Below are 19818 nucleotides of genomic sequence, written 5' to 3'. Positions count from 1 at the left end.
AGACGTCGGGGCTCGTCATACGTTGGTCTCGTCCGCAGGGTGGTGGGGGAGCGCCGGCGCTCCCTCTGCGGCATCGGCGCTGGGCGTCGTGACGCCGAGCGAGTAGCACGTCATCGACAGCGATCCCATCGCATACCCCTCGGCGAAGCTCGCCGCCGGCTCGCCCGCCGCGGCGGCGAGCCCGGCGAGGTACAGCAGCGGGATGAAGTGGTCGGGCGTCGGCACGGCCATGGCGTAGTCGGGGTGCACGGTGACCCCGGGGAGATCCTCGGGCCGGGTGGCCATCAGCTCGACCACGTGCTCGTCGAACCGCCGCGTCCAGTCGAAGGCGGCGTCGGGCTGGGCCCAATCGACCCGGCGCAGGTTGTGGACCACGTTGCCGCTGCCGAGGATGAGCACGCCACGCTCACGTAGTGGCGCCAGCTGGGCGCCGAGGGCCAGGTGGTCCTCGAACGACTTGGTGGCGTTGATCGACAGCTGGAGCACGGGGATCGTCGCGTCGGGAAAGGCGTGGACGAGGACCGACCACGTGCCGTGGTCGATGCCCCAGCTGTCGGCGTCGAGGCCGATCCAGGTGGGCGCCACGACGTCGGCGATCTCCTGGGCGAGCGCAGGATCGCCCGGCGCCGGATAGTCGACGGCGAAGAGCTCGTCGGGGAAGCCGTAGAAGTCGTGGATCGTCCGCGGCGCCGGCATCGCCGTGACGGCCGATGCGTTGATGTACCAGTGGGCCGACACGACGAGGATCGCCCGTGGCGCCCGGACGCTCGCCCCGAACGCCCGCCACGCCTCGGTGTAGCGATTGTGCTCGAGGGCGTTCATCGGCGAGCCGTGACCGAGGAAGCCTGCCGCTACGAGCGCCATCTCGGCACGCTAGTGGTCCAGCCCTCCCGACGGGTCGGTGGTGAGAGGGAAATTCGATCCTCTCGGGCGTGGATCGGGACGGTCCTGGCGCTATCGTTCGCTGCCGCTTCGGGGCTGTAGCTCAGTTGGCAGAGCGCGTCCATGGCATGGACGAGGCCAGGGGTTCAATTCCCCTCAGCTCCACGAAACCCGCAGGTCACCGGCCTGCGGGTTTGTCGCGTCCGGGGCGATCGCGACCGGTTGGCGCTGGTGTGGGATGCTGCCGAAGGTCGCCAGTCGAGGGGGAGCAGATGTCATCGAGGTCTGGGCTGAGCCGTCGCCGGTTCCTGGGCGACGCGGGCAAGGTGGCGGCGACGGCGGGGGTGCTGTCGGCGCTGCCGCCGTCGATCCGGCGCGCCTTGGCGATCCCGGCGTCGAGCCCGACCGGCACGATCGCCGATGTCGAGCACGTGGTGATCCTCATGCAGGAGAACCGCTCGTTCGACCACTACTTCGGCGCTCTGCGGGGTGTACGGGGCTTCGGCGATCGGCACACGATCCCGCTCCCGGACGGGCGCACGGTGTGGGACCAGAGCGACGGCACGAGGACGGTGCTGCCGTATCACCTCGACGGCTCGGTGGGGAACGCCCAGCGGGTTCCCGTCACACCGCATTCGTGGCCCGATGCCCAGGATGCGTGGGATCACGGGCGCATGACGTCGTGGCCTCAGTTCAAGTTGGCGCATTCGATGGGGTACTTCACCGACGCCGAGGTGCCGTACCAGACGGCGCTGGCCGACGCCTTCACGGTGTGCGACGCCTACCACTGCTCGATCCAGTCGGGGACCAATCCCAATCGGCTGTTCCTCTGGACCGGCACCCACGGCCCCACGCCGGCAGGCGTGGCGTCGGTGGTGAACGAGTGGTGGTGGCTCGACACGCCCGAGACCGGATACGACTGGACGACGTATCCCGAACGCCTCGAGGACGCCGGCGTCAGCTGGAAGGTGTACCAGAACCTGCCCGACAACTTCGGCGACAACTCGCTCGCCGGGTTCGTGGCGTTCCGGGCGGCCAACGCGGCTCGCGGCAACGGGCCCGACGGGGCGCCGTTCCCGCCGTACTCCGTCGACGACGATGCCGTGCACCCGCTCCTGAAGGGCACGTCCAACACGATGCCCGACGGGGGCTTCATGGAGGCGTTCCGTGCGGACATCGCCGCGGGTCGCCTGCCGCAGGTCTCATGGATCGTCGCGCCCGAGGCCTACAGCGAGCACCCGCTGCCGTCCACGCCGGTGCAGGGCGCCTCCTACATCGAGAACGTCGTCGACTCGCTCACCGCCGATCCCGACGTCTGGGCGCGCACCGTGCTGATCGTCAACTTCGACGAGAACGACGGCTACTTCGACCACGTGCCGCCGCCCGCCCCGCCGAGCATTCCTGACGATCCCACGACAGGAGCATCGACGTGCGACGCCTCCGACGAGTACTTCACGCATCCCGAGCCGCCGGGAACGGTGGACCAGCCCGAGCCCGACGGCCGGCCCTACGGCCTCGGACCGCGGGTGCCGATGCTGGTCATCTCTCCGTGGAGCCGCGGGGGTTGGGTGTGCTCGGAGGTCTTCGACCACACGTCCGTCATCCGTTTCCTCGAGGCGCGATTCGGCGTCGCCGAGCCGAACATCAGCGCCTGGCGGCGTGCCGTTTGTGGTGACCTGACGAGCGCCTTCGACTTCGCCACGCCCGACGGCGACCCGCCGCCGTCGCTGCCCACGGTCGGGAGGCGTCGCGCCGACCTGGAACGTGTCGCGCAGGAGCGGCTCGACCAGGTGGCGATCCCCGACGAGGGAGCCCAGCAACGCCCGCTCCAGCAGCCGGGGACGCGACCGTCGCGCCCCCTGCCGTACGAGTTGACGATCACTCCGGCGGTGGCGGGCGGCGTACTGCGGTTGACGCTGTCGAACCAGGGAGCCGCCGGTGCGGTAATCCACGCGTACGACCGCCTCCACCTCGATCGGGTGCCGCGTCGCTACACGATCGAGGCGGGCCTGGCCGTGGAAGGATCGTGGGACGTGGCCGCGGACGGCGGGCGCTACGACCTGTGGCTCCTCGGGCCCAGCGGGTTCCACCGCACCGTCGTCGGCACGGTCGACGACGCCGGCGGGCCCGAGGTGGTCGCCAGCCATGCCGCCGAGACGTCGACGCTGTCGCTGGCGCTCAGCACCTCTGGTGGCGAGCCATTGACGTTCCGCATCAGGCCGACGGCCTACGGCGGCGCCGCCCCCGAGCCGGTCGCCGTGTCTGGGGACGCCGCTGTCGTCGTCGACTGGGACGCCGCCGAGACCGGGGGTTGGTACGACCTGGTCGTCACCGTCGACGAGGTCGCCGGCTTCGAGCGCCGCTTCGCCGGACGCCTGGAGAACGGCCGGCCGAGCGTGAGCGACCCGGCGTTCGGGGTCGAGTAGGCACCGAGCGCGGCGCCGGAGAGCGACTCAACCGGTCGCGTTGAGCTGCTTGGCGAGACCGTCGAGCATCTCGATCCAGCCCTCGACCATCTCGTCGAAGTACTCCTTCTCCCAGTCCGCCCCGGTGCCGTAGGCACTGGAGACGACGCGGAGCACGCAACTGCCACCGGACGCCGATTCGATGAGGAACTCGGTGGCGATCGGGCTGACGTCCGACCAGTCGTGGCCGCCGATCGGGGGCCAGGGCTCCTCGTAGGCGAAGCGATGAGGCGGCGAGTAGTCGGTGACGACGCCGATGGACGTGAACTCGCCGAGGTCGAACGCCACCTCGCCGCCGACGTGCGGATCGAGACGGGTCGGCGCCATCCATGTGGCGAGGCCGTCGACGGTGGCGATCGCGTCCCACACCTGCTGCGGGGAGGCGGTCACCTCGTAGGTCCGTTCCATGCGGTGCCGGAATCGGTCGGGCTGATCGGCGGTGGTCATGAGGGCTCCTTCGGTCGGGGGTACGAGGCGATGGTCAGGCGGTGCGGTCGTCCGTCGTCGTGGTGATAACGAGCGGCCAGCGCGGCGACGGCCGACTGGAGATCGGCGGCGAACGCCGCCCGGTCCTCGGGTGATCGGAAGCCGATCACCGTGTCGACGGTGAGGGTGGGGAGGCGTGTCCCCGGCTCGGCGCGCTTGGCCATCGCTCCGACCTCGGACACCGACCGGGCGCTGACCGCGATGAGGTACGCGGACGACAGGTGATCGGCGACCTGGTCCGGGTCGGCCGCGGCGCCCTGGACGACTCCCGGTGCGACGACGAGATGACGCGCCGATCGTCGCATCAGCCGTTCGGTGATCCCACCCCAGACACGCTCGCCGGCGAGCTCGACGAGGCCGTGGGCTTCCAAGGCCTTGAGGTGGTAGTTGACCTTCTGGCGGGTCAGACCCACGGCCGCGGCGATCGTGGTGGCCGATGCCGGCTCGGTGAGGGCGTCGAGGATCGAGGTGCGGATCGGGTCGAGCGCGACCTCGACGGCCGCGGGATCGGCGAGCACCCGAACGTCGTCCATGCCGCGACGGTACCTCTTGACAAGAAATATTGTCAAGAGGTCGCTGCCGGCGAGCCGACGCCACGGCGGCGGCTGGGGAAGCGACCGCACGGGTCGGCGGTGGTGGTAGCACCACCGCCGTTCACCTGCTGGTCTGGTTCTCCGACAGGGCCGCGCGGCGCGTTGATGGTCACCGACATCAACCCGGATCACCGTCCGCAGACCCACCCCCTCAAGGAGCCGAACCGTGACGTCTCGTCGCCAACCCCCCGCCCGCCTGCTCACCGCCGCCGCCGCCCTCGTCGTCACGGCGTTCGCCGTCTCGTCCGGGGCGGCGGGCGCCGAGCCTCCGACCAGCGACCCGCAGCTCGACCCCGCCTTCTGTGACGGTGTCGTCGGCTACCAGGCCGCCACGACCGGATTCCCCGAGACCCCGGAGGAGATCGCCCTGTTCGTCGACGATCAGGTGATGCCGGCGCTCGACCTGATGGTCGAGCACAGCGACGGTGACCTCGCCGCCAGCGTCGGCGTGCTTCGCGACGCCATCCTCGAGCTCGAGGACTCGGGCGACCCGACTCCTCTGTTCGAGGACCCCGAGGTCCTCGGTGCCCAGGAGGCGGTCGGGGAAGCCACGCACCGCCAGTGTGAGCTGCAGGCGATCGACGTGCTCGCCGCCGACTACTCGTTCGGGGGCATCCCCGAGGAGATCGACGCCGGCCGCGTCAGCATCGCCTTCGTCAACGACGGCGAGGAGGAGCACGAGCTCGTCCTGCTCCGTCGTCCCGACGACAGCACGATGACGCTCGACGAGTACCTCAGCGGCGACCCGGGCGCGCTGTTCGAACAGGCCGAGTTCGCCGGCGTGCTGTTCGCCGGTCCCGGCGGGACGATGTACACCGCCCTCGACCTCGACCCGGGCACGTACTTCGCGATCTGCATGATCCCGACAGGCGGCGACCCCGAAGCCGAGCCGCACTCCGCCCACGGCATGACCGCCACCCTGGTCGTCTCCGACCCGGGCACGGTGTGAGCGGCTGATCGATCAGTCTCCGAAGGACACGGCGAGAGGGGGGCCGATGCGGCATCCTGGACGAGCGATGTCGCCGGCCCACCCTCCGTCCGTTCCCTCATCTCACCCCGCCGGCGGCCCCTCCGCACCGGCCGGCGTGTTGTCGGCCCGCGGGCTGCGACGTGTCTATGACGCCGACACGGCACCGGTGAGAGCCCTGCGCGGCGCCGACCTCCATGTATCCACCGGTGAGTTCGTCGCCGTCACCGGGCCGTCGGGCTCGGGCAAGTCCACGCTCCTCAACGTCCTGGCCGGACTCGAGCGCCCCGACGACGGGACGGTGACGCTGGCCGGTATCGAGCTCACCACGCTGAGCGACAGCGCGGCAGCCCGGGTGCGCCGCCGCCACGTCGGCATCGTGTTCCAGTTCTTCAATCTCGTCGAGTCGATGACGGCAGCCGACAACGTCGCCCTGGCCGCCCGCATCTCGGGCCGGCCCCGGCGGGCCGCGATGGCCAGGGCCGCCGAGCTCCTCGACGTGCTGGGACTCCTCGACAAGGCAGGGGCCCGGCCGGCCACGCTGTCGGGAGGCCAGCGCCAGCGCGTGGCGATCGCCCGGGCGCTGGCGTCGGAGCCGACGCTGCTGCTCGCCGACGAGCCGACCGGAGCGCTCGACAGCGACGGCACGGCCGAGATCCTCGAGTTGTTCGCCCGTCTCCACGCCGCGGGGCAGGCCATCGTCGTCGTCACCCACGACCACGAGGTCGCGGCGTGTGCGGACCGCATCGTCGCCATGCACGACGGGATCCTCCTGCCGCATCGTGACGGAGGCGTCCCGTGATCGCCGCCGTGCGCACGATCGTGGTCGCAGCCGTGGCCGTGGCCGTCGCGTACGTCGTGGTGCTCCTCGTCAACGGGCAACCGCCCGACGGCTCGTGGTGGCCCGGGCCGGCGATCGGCCTGGCCGCCGGCGCCGTCGTGATCGCCCACGGGCTGCAGATCGTGGCCGGCCGCTGGCGGTCGCGCCGTGTGCCGATGCGCTCGCCCGAGCGGGTGATCTCCACGTTCGCCGCCCGGCTCGGCAGCGGCGTGCCCGTCGATGAGCTGCTGACCGAGCTCGGAGACGCCGTGCGGTTCGGGTTCGCCGCCGACCGGGTGGAGGTGTGGGGCCGTGGATCCGTCGAGGACGACCACTTCACGCTCGTGGCCGCGGTGCCGCCGATTCCTCATCCCGCCACCGCCCCGGCCCACGAAGGGCTCGATCTCGCTCCGGCGGAGCTGGCGGCGCTCGGGCGTGTCGGCACTGCCGGTGAAGCGTGGATGGACGTGTGGACGCCGACCGTGGCCGCCCGCCGCTGCCTGACGATGGCGCGACTGGCACCGGCGCGGCACGGCGGAGATGTGCTCGGGCTCGTGCTCGTGGAGCGCGCCGACGCCGGCCACGAGTTCCGACCCGCCGACGACCGGGCGCTGGCCGATCTCGGCGGACGGCTTGGCGACCTGATGCGCAACCGGCTGCTCGACGCCGCGCTGCGCGACACGCTGCAGGACCTGCGCCGGGCCAACCAGGAGCTGCGAGCTTCGAGGACGCGCGTCGTCGCCGCCGCGGACGCCGAACGGCGCCGCGTCGAGCGGGACCTGCACGACGGCGTCCAGCAGGACCTCACGTCGCTGGCCGTGCGCCTCGGTCTGCTCCGTGACGTCGCCGCCACGGCACCGGCTCACGACGTCGTCGCCGGGCTCGACGCGCTGGCCGCCGACGTGGCGGGCATCGTGGGGCAACTGCGGGCCCTGGCCCACGGCATCTATCCGCCGCTCCTCGTCCAGAACGGCCTGGACAGCGCCCTTCGGTCGGCGGCCCGCCGCGCGCCTCAGGCGGTGACCGTCGAGGCCGATGGTCTCGGCCGGCTCCCGGGCGACGTCGAGGCGGCGATCTACTTCTGCTGTCTCGAGGCGATGCAGAACGCCGCCAAGCACGCAGCGGGATCCGACGTGACCATCACGCTCACGCGCCGTGACGACGACGCCGAGTTCACCGCCGTCGACGACGGGGCCGGGTTCGATCCCGCCGCTCCCAACGAGGGCCAGGGACTGCAGAACATGCGTGACCGCCTCGGCGCCGTCGGTGGCACCCTCGACGTGCACTCCGGCTCCGGCGGTACGACGATCCGCGGCTGGGTGCCGCTGACGACCCGGACGCAGTCGTGATCGCCGGCGCCGAGGATCCCGTGACGTCGTCGGCCGGGTTCTCGGTGTCGGGTGTGGTCGCCGTCGCCGGCCACCACGGACGGCGAAACCTGGCCGCACACGTCGTCCTCGGCGTGCTGACGGGACTCGCCCTGGCCGTCGCCGTGGGTGCCCTGGCGACCGCTCGGCGGACCGCCACCGTCTACGACCGCCTCGTCGAGGCATCGGGGACGGCCGACTACCGGGTGGCGCTCTTCGGCGGCGTCGACCTGGCCGGCGAGGTGTCCGTGGCACCCGGAGTCCGGGCGTCGTGGCCAGCGACCGCAGGAGTGGCCCGCCTCGACGGCTTCGGGGTGGTCTATCTCTCCGTCGAGACGGGCCCGACCGACGCCACCGGCGTGGTCGAGACGGTGGTGACGAGCGGCCGCGACATCGCCCCGGAGGCCGACGACGAGGTCGTCATCGCCCAACCCGTCGCCGTCGAGCTCGGGCTGCAGCCAGGAGACGAGCTGACGCTGTCGTTCCTCACCCCGGCCGAGATGCTCCAGTTCGACACGGGCTTCGGTGACCCCGACGGCCCGCGCGTGGTGGTGCGGGTCGTCGGCGTCAGCCGGGCGGCCGGGGTCCGCGCCCGGACGGCGATCGTGGCCGGGCCGGCCTTCGCCGAACGGTACGGCGACGACATCTCCGTGGGGACCGCCCTGTACGTCGACCTCGAGCCCGGGGCCGCGTCACGATCGCGGTTCCTGCGCGCGGTCGATGAGATCGTCGCCGCCCACATCGACCCTGCTGCCGGCCGGGCCGAGCTCGCACCGATCGAGCTGTCTCCTTCCGACGGCGACCGCGCCGCGTACGCCGCCACCGCTCGCGTGCTGGACGTCGGCCAGCTCGTCGCGGCGGCCATCGTCTTGGCCGGAACGCTCGTGGCCGTCGTCCAGGTGCTCGGTCGCCGGCACCGGGCTGCCCGTGCCGATCAGCTCACGGAAGCCGCGCTTGGGCTCTCCCGATCGGAGCGCACGGTCGCCAGGGCTCTGGGCGTACTCCCCGCCGCCGTCGTCGCGGCGGGGATCACCGGGGCCGGAGTGCTGGTCGCCGGCACGTTCGAACCGCTGGGAGCGCTCGCCAACCTGGAGCCGAACCCGGGGTGGGCACCTCACGCCGGGCTCGCCGTCGCCGGTGCGGCGACCGCCGGAGTGCTCGTCCTCGGGGCGTCGACGTGGGGCGCGTGGCGCGCCGGACGCCGGCAAGGTGCCGAGCTCCGGCCCTCCATCCGGGCCAGACGGTGGTCGGCCGTGCGGACCCTCGGGTCACCGCCGGTGGCGGTCGGCGTGGCCTTGGCCCTCGACACCGCGCCGGAGGGTGCCGGCGCGACGGGGTCGGTCCCGACGAGGGCGTCGGCGTTCCTCGTGGGGGCCGGGCTCGCCGGACTGGCCGCCGTGCTGACGTTCGGGGACAGTCTCGACCGCCTCGTGTCGAGTCCTGATCGATGGGGGTTCACCGCCGACATCTCGGTGATCGACGCCAACGACGACATCGTCGCCGCGCTCGTCGAGGACCCCGACGTCGGGCAGCTGTCTCTGCTGTCGGTGAACCAGCTGAACGTCGACGGGATCAACGTGCACGCCTATGCCGTCGATCCGGTCGGCGACTCCGACCTCGGCTGGACCGTGCTGGATGGCCGCCGGCCCCGACACCGAGGTGAGGTGATGCTCGGCCGTCGGATCCTCGACGACCTCGGCGCGCGCACCGGCGACACCGTCGAGCTGCGCGATGGCGCACGCCTCACGATCGTCGGCACCGGGGTCGGCCCGGCGCTCAACGGCGAAGCGCTGGGCGCGTCCGTGCTGGTGACCGCCGAACGACTGTCGATCTCCGGGGAGACTACGGGGTTCCGGGAAGCGCTCGTGTCGGCCGTCGCGCCCGAACGCGCCGCCCCGTTGATCGCCGACCTGGCCGAGCGCTACGAGCTGATGGTTCGGCAGCCGCCGAACGAAGTGGCCAACCTCGACCAGCTCGGGCGCCTCCCCGACCTCCTCGCCGTGTCCCTCGCCGCGATCGCCACGGTCGCCCTGCTGCACTCCCTCATCTCGACCGCCCGCCGGCGGTCGACGTTCGACGTCCTGCGGGCGCTGGGCTTCACCACCCGCGACACGGTCGCGACCGTGCTCACCAGCGGCCTGACGATCGTCGCCATCGGTCTCGTCGTCGGGATCCCCATCGGCCTCGGGGTCGGCCGCCTCGTGTGGTGGGCAGTGGCCGACTCGGTCGCCGTGGCGACCGACGTGTCGATCCCGGTGCCTGCGCTCGTCGTCGTCGCCGCCGGAGCAGTCGCCGTCGCCGCGGCCACGGCGGCGATCCCCGCCCTCAGGCTGCGGAGGACGGCACCGATCAGGAGCGGGCGAGGTGAAGGAGCACCGCCTTGACGCGCCGGTTGACGTCGGGCTCGTCGGTGAGGCCGAGCTTGGAGAAGATCGAGTTGGTGTGCTTCTCCACGGCACGCTCCGACAGGACGAGCGTGCCGGCGATCGCCGCGTTCGACTTGCCCGACGCCATCTCGCTCAGGACCTCGCGCTCGCGTGGCGTGAGCAAATCGACGTTCGACGTGGGGCGGCGTCGTTGGGTGACGAGCCGTTCGACCACCGTCGGGTCGATCACCGAGCCGCCGGCGGCGACGGTGTGTACGGCCTCGACCAGCTCGCCGTGCCGGCTCACCCGCTCCTTCAGGAGGTAGGCACGGCCGGCGCTGCCCTGGTCGAGCAGCGTGACGGCATAGTCGGGGTCGTCGTACTGCGACAGCACCACGACACCGGTCGTCGGCTGCTGGTCCCGCAGCCGACCGGCGAAGGCGACACCTTCGTCGGTGTGTGTCGGAGGCATGCGGATGTCGGTGACGACAACGTCGGGCCGCCCCTCGGCGACGGCCGCCTCGAGCGCGGGCAGATCGCCGCCGGCCCCGACGACGTCGATGTCGGGCGCGGCCTTCAGGAGCGACACGATTCCCTCGCGTAGCAAGGCGTTGTCCTCGCCCACGACCACCCGGATCACGGTGTCGTCACGGCTCCATCACGGCCCAGCCACGGCGCTGCAGCTCGGCGGCGAGCAGTTCCGACGACATGTCGCGCACGGCGCGCTCGTCGGCACTGAGGCGCTCGACCGGCGGGGAAGAGATGGGCGCGGCGTCCCCGGACGGCCGTTGATCCTGGGCTTCCTGCAGCTGGGCGATGAACTCGTCGGCCTCGTCACGGGTGAAGCGGCCACCAGCCTGCCGCTGGTTGAAACCCATCGGGCCGCGGGCGTCGCGAAAGTCGGTGTGGCCGGCGTCGTTGAGCAGCTCGAGAAGCTCGGCGAGTTGCCGTGCCGTTGCCGGAGGGCCGGCTGACTGTCCGAAGGCCATCTCCGCATTCTGCCCGACCCGGCCCCCGACTCCGCCGCGCGCTTCGGGCGTCGACGATCTCGGAGTGTCGGCTCAGGCGTCGCAGGTGGTCAGCAGGTGGTCAGCAGATCGGTGTCGAGCCAGAGGCGGGCCAGGGCGATCCACACCGCGCCGTAGTACGTGGGGCGGGCATCGTCGAGCTCCGTGGCCACATCGAGCAGGCCGGCCGCCGCCTCGGCGTCGCCGGCGGCGTGAGCCGCGGCGGCCGCCGCCACCAGCGCCGCCGGGTACGGGTAGTCGCTGGCCGGGGTGCCGTCGAGGTGGTAGGTGGCGTTCACCGTGCCGTCGGCCACCTCGGCGGCGAGGAACGGCCAGGCACGGGCGGCCAGCTCGCGGCCGGCCGGGTCGCAGTCGGCGGCCAGCTGCACGATGAGCCGCACGGCCTCGAATCCGTACACCGTCAGATCCCCACCCGGCGCCGGCCGAGGCTGGATGCTCGGACCCGCCGAGCCATCGTCGACGCTGACCGTGGCCCAGTCAGGAGGCAGGTGGGGAGGCGCCGCCATGAGGTCGGCGGTCAGTCGCCGCGACGTGGCCGCGATCGCGGCCCAGCGGTAGTCACCGGCATCCGCCAACAACGACATGGCCGGCAGGACGAAGTAGCTCGGATTGACGATGCCGTCGGCGTGAGCCCACGGACCGGCGACGAGCACCGGTTGCCCGCCGACGTCGACCACCTCGTTGGCCACGATCGCGTCGGCGATCCGGGCTCGGTCGACGGCCATCGAGCGGTCGCCGAACCGGTCACCGGCGAGGACGAGAGCGGCGGCGACGAGGAGGTCGGCATCGGCGGCGGGCATCCGATCGGCGATCTCCCCGTCGGACCATCGGAACGCCAGCAGGCCGCGCTCGGTCATCAGGTGCTCGAAGGTCCATCGGCGCATCGCGTCGAAGGCGGCGGCGTCGCCGACCGCGGCGGCGATCAACATGCCGTAGGCCTGGCCCTCGCTGACCGTGTCACCGCCCTGGTCGTGACGCACGACCCGACCGTCGGGCTCGACGTAGCGGTCGAGGAACGTGCGCGCTGCGGCCGCCGCCTCGGTGGCCGCTTCCGCGCTGGCGACGGTCTCCGGGGCGTCTCGTTCGGCGAGCACCGTCGTCGGTGGACCGGTCCCGCTCCACGCGGCGATGACGACCATGGCTGCCGCAACGGTCGAGCGAGCGGCCGGCATCGTCAGGCGGCCTCCTGCTCCAGCGCAGCCGACGGCGCCTCCGCCGCGGTGAACGTGGGCAGCAGCGCCGGGGCGATGCCGTGGCCGAGGATCGTGATGTGCACCATGGCGAAGGCGACGTTGTTCAACGTTGCCGCGTCGGTGCCCTTCGTCAGCCCGTAGACGGCGACGACGAGGAGCACGCCGAGGACGGCAAGCGTCGGCCACACCGGCCGGATCTGCCGGCCCGTGGCGCCCTGCTTCGGGGTGACGACGAAGCGACCCTTCCGGCCGGCCAGCGCCGCGCATGATGCATGAACGTGGATCCAGAACGTCGCCGCCGCGAGGGTGTAGGCGCCGAACGTGTAGCGACCGCCTCCGATCGTCGCCACGACGGCGAGGGAGAGCGCGAAGTACGGAGCGAAGGCGGCGAGGAAGCTGTCGGCGGCCGCCCCGGCCACCGGTTGGGCGCCGGTCAGGATGCGGATCACGGGCAGCGACAGGTACACGAGCACGGTCCAGCCCGTGAGGAAGTACGACGCCGACAGCAGGTACTGCAGCTTCAGGGTCAGGCGCAGGCGGGAACGCAGGACACGTCCGAGCGCGCCGACGCAGCCTCGGGCCCAGCGGTTCTGCTGGCTGACGTAGGAGGCGGCGTCCTCGGGCCCGAGACCACTCGCCAACACCTCGGGCACGTACGCCGACGTCCAGCCCCGCTCGTGCATGCCGATCGACAGCTCGAAGTCCTCGGTCACCGATGCCTCCGGAAAGCCTCCGGCGTCGTCGAGCGCCGACCGCCGGAACACGACGTTCGTACCGCAGCAGAACATCGCCCGGTGGGCATCCTTGCCGTTGGCGATCGGGCCGAAGAACAGCGCCTGCTGGTGCCAGGCGGCGGCCGGCAGCTGGCCGGCCACCGCGCCGTCGGGAGCGGTCCCGTTGGCGTAGTACTGCGGCGTCTGCACGTAGGCCACGGTGGGATCGACGAACTCCGGCAGCGTGCGTTCGAGGAACTCCGGGGCGGGGACGTGGTCGCAGTCGAGGACGAGCACGAACATCCCGTCGGTGCGGCCGAGCGCGTGATTGATGTTGCCGGCCTTGGCACCCGAGTGCACCGTCCGGCGGAGATAGCCGACGCCGTGGCGACGGGCGAGCGCCGCCATCTCGTCACGGTTGCCATCGTCGAGGACGACGACGCGGACCTGGGCACCGGTGAGGCGGGCCGCCGCGGCGACGGTGGGCTCGACGACATCGACCGGTTCGTTGTACGTCGGGATGAACACGTCGACCGTCACGTTGCTGATCGTCACGGCGTCTCGGGGCCGCCGACGCGTCCGCCGGCCGAGGCACGTCCACCAGAAGCCGATCGCCTGAGCGGCGTTGAACAGCTCGACGATCACGAGCACGGTGAACAGCACCGGGTTGCCGACCCGTGAGGGCCGGAGCAGCCACGAGAAGTAGGCGACGAGACCGAACAGGGCGACGAGGGCGAGGAGCCGGGCCCGACGCCGCCGCCCGGCCGGGTCCGGCGACGGGTCCCAGCGCACCGGATCGAGCCGCGGGTCGGCCGCCTCGGGCAGCGGCGCGGCGGCAATCGGCGGCGGCAGGGTGGTGGTCGTGGTGGTGCTGGTGGTGGTGGTCATCGTCATCGTCCGAACGCCTTGTCGAGGGTCTTCACCGAGGGGCCGGCGGGACTCATCTGCCACACGCGGACGTTGGGCACGCTGAAGCGGTCGACCAGCGTGCGGCGTTGCTCGAGGTCGGCGAGCACGCCGCCCAGTGCGGCGGCGCTCGCTTCGGTGTTGACGATGCGGTCGGTCGACACCACCCAGACGGTGACCCCGTTGGGGACCTCGGAGCCCACCGGCCGGGAGTCGACGCCCGGGGCGTAGTAGTCGACGACGTCACCGAGGTACGACGGCTCGTAGAGCACCACGTCGTCGGGGCCGGCGACCTCCTCGATGCGGCGGAAGGCGCCCTCGAAGTCGTACAGCCGCGGGTTCGCCCCGTTGAGCTGCTGGTCGACGAGGCCCACCGACATCGCGGTGAGCAGCGCCGTCGCGGCGATGCTGGCCGCGACCCGGCGCCGCGTTGCGGCGGTGACGAAGCGGGCCGACAACAGCAACAGCGCCGGCACGGCCCCCGAGAAGTAGCGCAGCTCGAACAGGTCGCGCTTCATCGAACCGATGGCGAAGAGGGCGGCGATGGGCACGACGATCAGGCCGGCGAGCAAGAGACTGACCCGCGAGCGGCCGCGTCCGAGCAGCACCAGCGTCACCACGATGAGCAACGGCCAGAGCGCAGCGAGCTGCACCATCACGCCGTCGGCGTGATAGCCGAGCAAGGCCCAGATCAGGTTGGCGCCGAGGGCGTAGATGGACACCGCACCGCCGAACGACGAGTTGCCGGCGCCGGCCTGGCCGGGCACCAGCCCGGCGCCACCGCGGTTGGTGTAGGCCGCCAGCTGGTCCTGGAGGAGGGGCAGCATGGGCGCGACGGCGACGACGAAGACGATCGTCGACACCAGCCAGCCGCGCAGCAGCCGGGCTCGTTCGGTTCGGTCGCGTCGGCGCAGCCAGAAGATCGCGGCGAACGCCAGCTGGTGCACGGCGATCGGGAGGAGCGCGAAGTACTGCGTCCACAACAGCGCCGCCGTGCAGATCCCGTAGACGATCCAGTCCCGGCGCAGGCCACGGCGCACGGCCTGTACCTGGGCCCCGATGGCGAGCGCAGCGACGAGCATGAACTGCGAGTACATGCGCGCCTCCTGCGAGTACCAGACGCAGAACGGTGCCACCGTCGCCATCGCCGCCGCGACCCAACCGGTGCGGCGGTCGTAGACGAGCCGGCCCACCCAATAGAGCGCGGGCACGAGGGCGACGCCCGCCAGCAACGACGGCAGGCGGACAGCCAACTCGGACGTGCCGAACAGCCGGACGGTGATCCACAGCAGCACGTGATGGGCCGGTGGATGCACGTCCGTGAACCGCATGTCGGCGAGCATGTCGCCGAAGGGCATCTGGGCCTGCTCGACGCTGATCGCCTCGTCGACCCAGAGGCCGCGGGACGTGGCGAGACGCACGGCCGCGGCGATCGTGCAGAGGCCAGCCAGGCCCGTCAGTCGACCGCGCTCGTGGCGGGCCCATGCGAGCACGCGGGTTGCCATCGGCGTCGGGGCGCCGGCGAATCCGTTAGCTGCGAGTGACGTCCTCGACCGAGGTGACAGCTCGAGGACGGCGGCGAGCCCGCTCGTGACGAGCAGTGTCACCGCCACCACGGCACCGGGGCTGCGGGCGAACATCGCGATGAGACCCACCTGCACCGAGACGGCCACGGCAACGGCGATCACCGCGAATCGCGCCCGGTCGTCGGCGACGAGGCGGGCGAGGCGGACCCGGGTGGCGGCGATGAGGGCCATGGCCACGAGATAGGGCCCGACGAGGGGAGCGACGTCGGCGTAGCGCTCGCCGAACGTCAGCTCGACGAACGGACGGGCGACGAGGGCACCGACCACCGCCACGGCAGCTCCGACGGCGATCGTGATGGTGGTGGCGGTGCGCGCCGCGCCGCCGTCGGCCGGTCGGCCCGACGCCACTCGTCCGAGCGCGGGGAGCAGGACCAGCGGGACCGTCGCCGTGGCGAACACGGCGGCCCCGCCGATCGTCGACAGCACGCCGAAGTCGGCGGCGGCCTCGCGGCCGAGGACCCGGTCGGCGACCAGGAGGTCGGCCGTCTGCAGCACGGCGACGAGCGCGAACGGCGCGGCGGCTGGAAGCATCGCCCTGGCGAGCGACGCCGTTCGGGGGCGGAACTCGACTGCGGACGGTGCCGGCTGATCGGACCGGCGTCGTGTCGTGACGGTGATCGCTGCGACGTAGCCGGCGGCGGCGGTGGCCGCCGCGCCACCGGCGGCGCCGAACTTCGCGGCCAGGGCCACGCCCGCGGCGAGGCGGACCAGGGGCTCGGCGACGAGGCTGGCGGCAATCTGCCGGTGGTGGCGTCGCCCATAGGCGACGCCGCGCCGGGCGCCGAGGAGGGCGGCGGCCGGCGCGGCGAACCCGAGGGCGACGACGAGTCCGGTCTCGACGTCGAGGGCGGCGGCGATGGGGACGGCGCTCGCCGCGACGACGACACCGATGACGGTGGCGATCGTGACGATCCGCGTCGACAAGGCCTCCAGTTGGGACGGGTTGAGCGCACCGGCGGCGCTCAACGCCGCGCCGGGAACGCTCAACAGCACGTAGACGCCGAGGAACGCGGTCATGTGCGAGTACTCGGACGAGGGCAGCACACGGGCGAGGGCGACGGCGAACGCCAGGTTGCCGAGGCCGGCGATCCACTGAGCGGCCATCACCCCGAGCTGGGAACCTGCCGTCGACCATCGACGCGGCGCCCGCGTGAGCGGGGCCGGCTGCCCGGTCGGCGGGGCCCATGGTGTGACGTTCACCATGACCGGGCTCCCGCCGACAGGGGCAGGGCGCTCAGCGTGGCCGGCTCGGCCAGTTCGCCATCCGCCAACAGGAGGCGCAGCAGGTCGAACGCGGTCGCCGCGGCCGCCGCCTCACCACGGACGGCGGCCGCCGTCGGCGGGGGTCGACGCAGCGCGCCGGTGACGGCGGCGGTGTACACCTCTCCGCTGGCGTGGGGCGGGACGGAGAGCTGGTCGAGTCGCCGGGCGACTCCGGCGAGCTTCGGCTCGTGGGCCACGGCGACGAAGCGTCGATTGGAGAGCCCGGCCGCGACGAGGGCGTGGAACCGCAGTCCGAGCACGACGTCGACCGACTGGTCCGAGAGGTGTGCAGCGGCGTTGCCGACGTCGTGGGGCGGATCGTCGATGACGGCGCCCGGGATGCGATCGGCGAGGCGGCGGGCGAGCCTGAGATCGGCGTCGCTGCCGGCCCCGGTCTGCCACGGCTGGAGACGGATGAGCCAGTCGCCGCCGAGACCGTCGAGGCCGGCAGCGAGGTTCCGTTCGAACGCGGCGTCGCCGGCCAGGTGGCTGAGCGCGACGGCGACCACAGACCGGTCGGCAGGCGCCGGTGCGGCCGGCGAGCGGCCAAAGGTGGCCACTCCGTCGGCCAGCGCCCAGACTGGATCGGCACCGATCCAGAACGGCGAGGGGACGCCGGCGTCGGTGAGGACGGCGGCGGACTCCTCGTCCCGGAGGATGAGCAGGTCGGCGTGCCGGGTGATCCATGCGCTGAGCCGGGCCGCGGCGGGGCCGTGCAGGTCACCGGCACCGACACCGACGAGAGCGACCGGCCGTCCCCGAGTGCGAGCGGCGAGCATCAGGGCCGCCGTGTTGCGCAGGAGGGCGGTCGGCCGGCGCCCCGACGACCGGTGCAACCGCTTGAAGATCGTCCCTCCGGCGACGACGACCGCGTCCACAGCGGACAACGCGCGGGCCACCGGCAGCGCAGTGGCCGCGATCGTGGCGACCCCGTGCCGCCCGGCGGTCTCGTCCGGGTCGGCAGAGGCGACGAGGAGCTCGTGATCTCCGAGCGCGTGGACGAATGCCGCGCACAATGACTCGTCACCCGGATTGCCTTGCCCGAACGCGCCGACGAGGAGGACTCGAGCGCGGCTCATGAGGCCAGCCGGCGGACGCCCGTGAGTACGCTGCGATAGACGTCGGCGGTGCGGCGCCCGACGGACTCCCAGCTGCGCCCGGCCGCGAAGATCTCGGTCCAGCGCCGCAGTTCGTTGACGGCGTCGGCATCGGTGGCGAGGTCGCGCAGGCGGTGGGCGAGCTCGGGCGGGTCGAGCGGAGCTGTCAAGGGGCTCGGGGCACCGGCGCAGCGCGCAAGCGGGGGCGACAGGAGCACCGGGGTCCCGTGAGCGAGGGCGAGGGCGAGCACGCCGCTCGCCGAGAAGGGCTTGGGGTAGGGGAGGAGCGCCACGTCCGCGGCGGCGAACCAGTCGGCGACGTCGGCATCGGCCACGTAGCCGGTGAACAGCGCGTCGCGGTGGCGCCGGCGCAACTCGGCCCCGTAGCCCTCGCTGCCGCGGGCGGCGAGGCGGGGGTGCTCGCCGCCGGCGACGACGAGGCGCACGGCATTGCCGGCGAGCCGGGCTGCATCGAGCGCTACCTCGATGCCCTTGTACGGGGCGAGGAACCCGAAGCACAACGCGACGAACCGGTCGTCGAGGCCGAGGCGCCGGCGCGCTGCCTCGCGGTCGGGCGTCTTCGGTGCCTCCACGCCGTGGGGCACGACGACGACGCCTGGCACGACGCTGCGGAAGGCTTCCTCGTGGACGATCGTCGCCGCCGAGGCGCGCAGCAGGGACGATTGCACCCCGGCGATGCCGAGCCGGGCCACCGCCGGTGGCACGCTGACGCGGTGCAGCGCCGTGTACGAGCGGTCGACGGTGGCCGGCCGGACGACCTGGTGCATGGTGGTCACCAGGGGCGCCGTGCCATGGCGGCGAGCCTCGACCAGCGCGGGGATGAGACCGGCCAGGGCGCCGGGCCCGCCGTAGAGGAAGAGCTCCCACTGAAGGTGCACGACGGGCGCGCCGGTCGCTGCCGCCGCCCGCAGCGCGACGGGCAGGGCCCGCGGTCCGAACGGGAACGCTCGCAGCACGGACACCGGTCCGTCGGTGAAGCCCGCAGGATCGCCGTCGAGCTCCGGCGCGACGACGGTGACGTCGAGACCGGCGACGGCGAGGCCGCCGGCCAGGTTGGCCGTGTACGACGCGACGCCGCTGTGGCCGCCGTGATGCTGCCCGGCCGGCGGGTAGGGCGAGATGATCGCGACGTCAGGCCGCATCGACGACTTCCCGATGCGCGGGCGTCGGAGTCACGGTGGGCGTCCGGTCGGTCAGCGTTTCGGTGAACGCCTCGACCGCCGGCTGGACGGGAAGGGTGCGATGGTGGACCCAGAGGCGCACCGCGCCGGCCACCATCCGCCGTACCTCGCGGCGGACGTCGATCTTCGACCCGGCCTGGTCGATCCAGACCGTCGGCACCTCACGGACATCGAAGCCCAGGTGGTCGGCGACCAGCAGCAGGTCGACATCGAACAGGAAGTCTCGTGACGACAACAGGGGCACGACCCGCTGAGCGGCGCGGCGGCTGAGCACCTTGGCCCCGCACTGCGTGTCGGTGTACGGCAGCCGGAAGCAGCGGCGGATGCCCCAGGCGAAGCCGCGCGACGTCAGGGCCCGACCGGACCCACGACGGCCGGGCGTGAACGAGGCGGGTAGGCGGCGGCTGGCGATCGCTCCGTCGGCGTCGGCGTCGGAGGCGACGGCGACGAGCCGGTCGAGCTCGGCCGGGGGCGTGGCGCAGTCGGCGTCGACGAAGGCGATGAGGTCGGCGTCGCACCGACGGAAGGTCTCCATCAGCACGCCGCCCTTGCCGAGCTTCGGGAACTCGTGCAGGACGACGCGTTCGTCGTCGGCCATGTGGGTTCGAACGATGTCGGCCGTGCGGTCGGCACAGCCGTCGAGGGCGATGTGGAATCGGGCGTCGTGGGCCCGGATGCCGTTGCGGTAGGCGTGGAGCGTGCGGCCGATGCGGGCTTCTTCGTCGTGGGCGGGGATGACGATGTCGAGCGACACCTGGTGCCTCCTGTCTGCTCTGGGCGGGAAAGGAGGCGCGCGCGACCAGCGATGGTGGAGATGTTGACCGATCCAGAAAGGGGGTGGGGTGGGATCGGCCGGAACCTCGACGCGTGCGCCCTGGGCTTCG

Annotated in this window: 16 protein-coding genes and 1 tRNA gene; 6 read left to right on the top strand and 11 right to left on the bottom strand. The window is 72.4% G+C overall.

The features are described from left to right. Positions 1-15 precede the first annotated feature (15 nt). Positions 16-864 carry a 4,5-DOPA-extradiol-dioxygenase gene (gene ygiD / locus DN771_RS04880; protein ID WP_116996229.1) on the bottom strand — a complete coding sequence of 283 codons (849 nt, stop codon included), beginning with the start codon at positions 862-864 and terminating at the stop codon, positions 16-18. A 110-nt stretch (positions 865-974) separates the two neighbouring features. Between ygiD and DN771_RS04875 the strand changes: the two genes are divergently transcribed. Together DN771_RS04875 and DN771_RS04870 are read left to right on the top strand one after the other, a co-directional pair. Then, positions 975-1047 (top strand) — tRNA-Ala (locus DN771_RS04875). Between the two features lie 107 nt (positions 1048-1154). Next, positions 1155-3308 (top strand): phosphocholine-specific phospholipase C, encoded by a 2154-nt coding sequence (locus DN771_RS04870; RefSeq protein WP_116996228.1) that lies wholly within the window; start codon positions 1155-1157, stop codon positions 3306-3308. Positions 3309-3335: 27 nt separating this feature from the next. On the opposite strand, the gene DN771_RS04865 is transcribed toward DN771_RS04870, so the two are convergent. Further along, a complete protein-coding gene (locus DN771_RS04865) occupies positions 3336-3794 on the bottom strand; it encodes an SRPBCC family protein (protein ID WP_116996227.1) in 459 nt (152 codons plus the stop codon). Next, a complete protein-coding gene (locus tag DN771_RS04860) occupies positions 3791-4366 on the bottom strand; it encodes an ArsR/SmtB family transcription factor (RefSeq protein WP_116996226.1) in 576 nt (191 codons plus the stop codon). Before DN771_RS04860 ends, DN771_RS04865 begins: the two co-directional genes overlap by 4 nt. A 226-nt stretch (positions 4367-4592) precedes the next feature. On the opposite strand from DN771_RS04860, the gene DN771_RS04855 reads away from it, so the two are divergent. From DN771_RS04855 to DN771_RS04840, 4 genes are all read left to right on the top strand, one after another. Then, on the top strand, positions 4593-5375 hold the full coding sequence (locus tag DN771_RS04855) for a hypothetical protein (RefSeq protein ID WP_116996225.1): 783 nt from the start codon (positions 4593-4595) through the stop codon (positions 5373-5375). Between the two features lie 67 nt (positions 5376-5442). Further along, positions 5443-6195 carry an ABC transporter ATP-binding protein gene (locus tag DN771_RS04850; RefSeq protein ID WP_116996224.1) on the top strand — a complete coding sequence of 251 codons (753 nt, stop codon included), beginning with the start codon at positions 5443-5445 and terminating at the stop codon, positions 6193-6195. Next, positions 6192-7562, top strand: a complete 1371-nt coding sequence (locus DN771_RS04845) for a sensor histidine kinase (protein WP_116996223.1) — start codon at positions 6192-6194, stop codon at positions 7560-7562. Before DN771_RS04850 ends, DN771_RS04845 begins: the two co-directional genes overlap by 4 nt. Beyond that, a complete protein-coding gene (locus DN771_RS04840; protein WP_116996222.1) occupies positions 7559-9964 on the top strand; it encodes an FtsX-like permease family protein in 2406 nt (801 codons plus the stop codon). Before DN771_RS04845 ends, DN771_RS04840 begins: the two co-directional genes overlap by 4 nt. On the opposite strand, the gene DN771_RS04835 is transcribed toward DN771_RS04840, so the two are convergent. The 8 genes from DN771_RS04835 to DN771_RS04800 all read right to left on the bottom strand — a co-directional run bounded on the left by DN771_RS04835 (position 9930) and on the right by DN771_RS04800 (position 19688). After that, positions 9930-10586, bottom strand: coding sequence for a response regulator transcription factor (locus tag DN771_RS04835; RefSeq protein ID WP_227462275.1), 657 nt, complete (start codon positions 10584-10586; stop codon positions 9930-9932). The two genes, DN771_RS04840 and DN771_RS04835, sit on opposite strands and share 35 nt — an antisense overlap. A 7-nt stretch (positions 10587-10593) precedes the next feature. Continuing rightward, entirely contained in the window at positions 10594-10935 is a 342-nt protein-coding gene (locus DN771_RS04830) for a hypothetical protein (RefSeq protein WP_116996221.1), read from the bottom strand. Positions 10936-11024: 89 nt separating this feature from the next. Next, a complete protein-coding gene (locus tag DN771_RS04825) occupies positions 11025-12146 on the bottom strand; it encodes a glycosyl hydrolase family 8 (RefSeq protein ID WP_162941543.1) in 1122 nt (373 codons plus the stop codon). A 2-nt stretch (positions 12147-12148) separates the two neighbouring features. After that, positions 12149-13768 carry a glycosyltransferase family 2 protein gene (locus DN771_RS04820; protein WP_162941542.1) on the bottom strand — a complete coding sequence of 540 codons (1620 nt, stop codon included), beginning with the start codon at positions 13766-13768 and terminating at the stop codon, positions 12149-12151. Positions 13769-13770: 2 nt separating this feature from the next. After that, a complete protein-coding gene (locus DN771_RS04815; RefSeq protein ID WP_116996219.1) occupies positions 13771-16476 on the bottom strand; it encodes a glycosyltransferase family 39 protein in 2706 nt (901 codons plus the stop codon). Positions 16477-16568: 92 nt separating this feature from the next. Next, positions 16569-17714, bottom strand: a complete 1146-nt coding sequence (locus DN771_RS04810) for a polysaccharide pyruvyl transferase family protein (RefSeq protein ID WP_116996218.1) — start codon at positions 17712-17714, stop codon at positions 16569-16571. After that, positions 17711-18895 carry a glycosyltransferase gene (locus DN771_RS04805; protein ID WP_116996217.1) on the bottom strand — a complete coding sequence of 395 codons (1185 nt, stop codon included), beginning with the start codon at positions 18893-18895 and terminating at the stop codon, positions 17711-17713. Before DN771_RS04805 ends, DN771_RS04810 begins: the two co-directional genes overlap by 4 nt. Continuing rightward, on the bottom strand, positions 18885-19688 hold the full coding sequence (locus DN771_RS04800) for a glycosyltransferase (RefSeq protein WP_116996216.1): 804 nt from the start codon (positions 19686-19688) through the stop codon (positions 18885-18887). The genes DN771_RS04805 and DN771_RS04800 overlap by 11 nt, the downstream gene beginning before the upstream one ends. Positions 19689-19818 lie beyond the last annotated feature (130 nt).

The sequence above is a fragment of the Desertimonas flava genome (genome assembly GCF_003426815.1).
Taxonomy (GTDB): domain Bacteria; phylum Actinomycetota; class Acidimicrobiia; order Acidimicrobiales; family Ilumatobacteraceae; genus Desertimonas; species Desertimonas flava.
Note: the sequence above shows the minus strand (reverse complement) of the source record. Positions and strands in the feature narration are given on the sequence as shown.

Bases quoted from the DNA above. Each gene is read 5' to 3' on its own strand.
- ygiD (WP_116996229.1), bottom strand. From the start codon at position 864: ATGGCGCTCGTAGCGGCAGGCTTCCTCGGTCACGGCTCGCCGATGAAC.
- DN771_RS04870 (WP_116996228.1), top strand. From the start codon at position 1,155: ATGTCATCGAGGTCTGGGCTGAGCCGTCGCCGGTTCCTGGGCGACGCG.
- DN771_RS04865 (WP_116996227.1), bottom strand. From the start codon at position 3,794: ATGACCACCGCCGATCAGCCCGACCGATTCCGGCACCGCATGGAACGG.
- DN771_RS04860 (WP_116996226.1), bottom strand. From the start codon at position 4,366: ATGGACGACGTTCGGGTGCTCGCCGATCCCGCGGCCGTCGAGGTCGCG.
- DN771_RS04850 (WP_116996224.1), top strand. From the start codon at position 5,443: ATGTCGCCGGCCCACCCTCCGTCCGTTCCCTCATCTCACCCCGCCGGC.
- DN771_RS04830 (WP_116996221.1), bottom strand. From the start codon at position 10,935: ATGGCCTTCGGACAGTCAGCCGGCCCTCCGGCAACGGCACGGCAACTC.
- DN771_RS04825 (WP_162941543.1), bottom strand. From the start codon at position 12,146: ATGCCGGCCGCTCGCTCGACCGTTGCGGCAGCCATGGTCGTCATCGCC.
- DN771_RS04820 (WP_162941542.1), bottom strand. From the start codon at position 13,768: ATGACCACCACCACCAGCACCACCACGACCACCACCCTGCCGCCGCCG.
- DN771_RS04815 (WP_116996219.1), bottom strand. From the start codon at position 16,476: ATGGCCGCTCAGTGGATCGCCGGCCTCGGCAACCTGGCGTTCGCCGTC.
- DN771_RS04810 (WP_116996218.1), bottom strand. From the start codon at position 17,714: ATGAGCCGCGCTCGAGTCCTCCTCGTCGGCGCGTTCGGGCAAGGCAAT.
- DN771_RS04805 (WP_116996217.1), bottom strand. From the start codon at position 18,895: ATGCGGCCTGACGTCGCGATCATCTCGCCCTACCCGCCGGCCGGGCAG.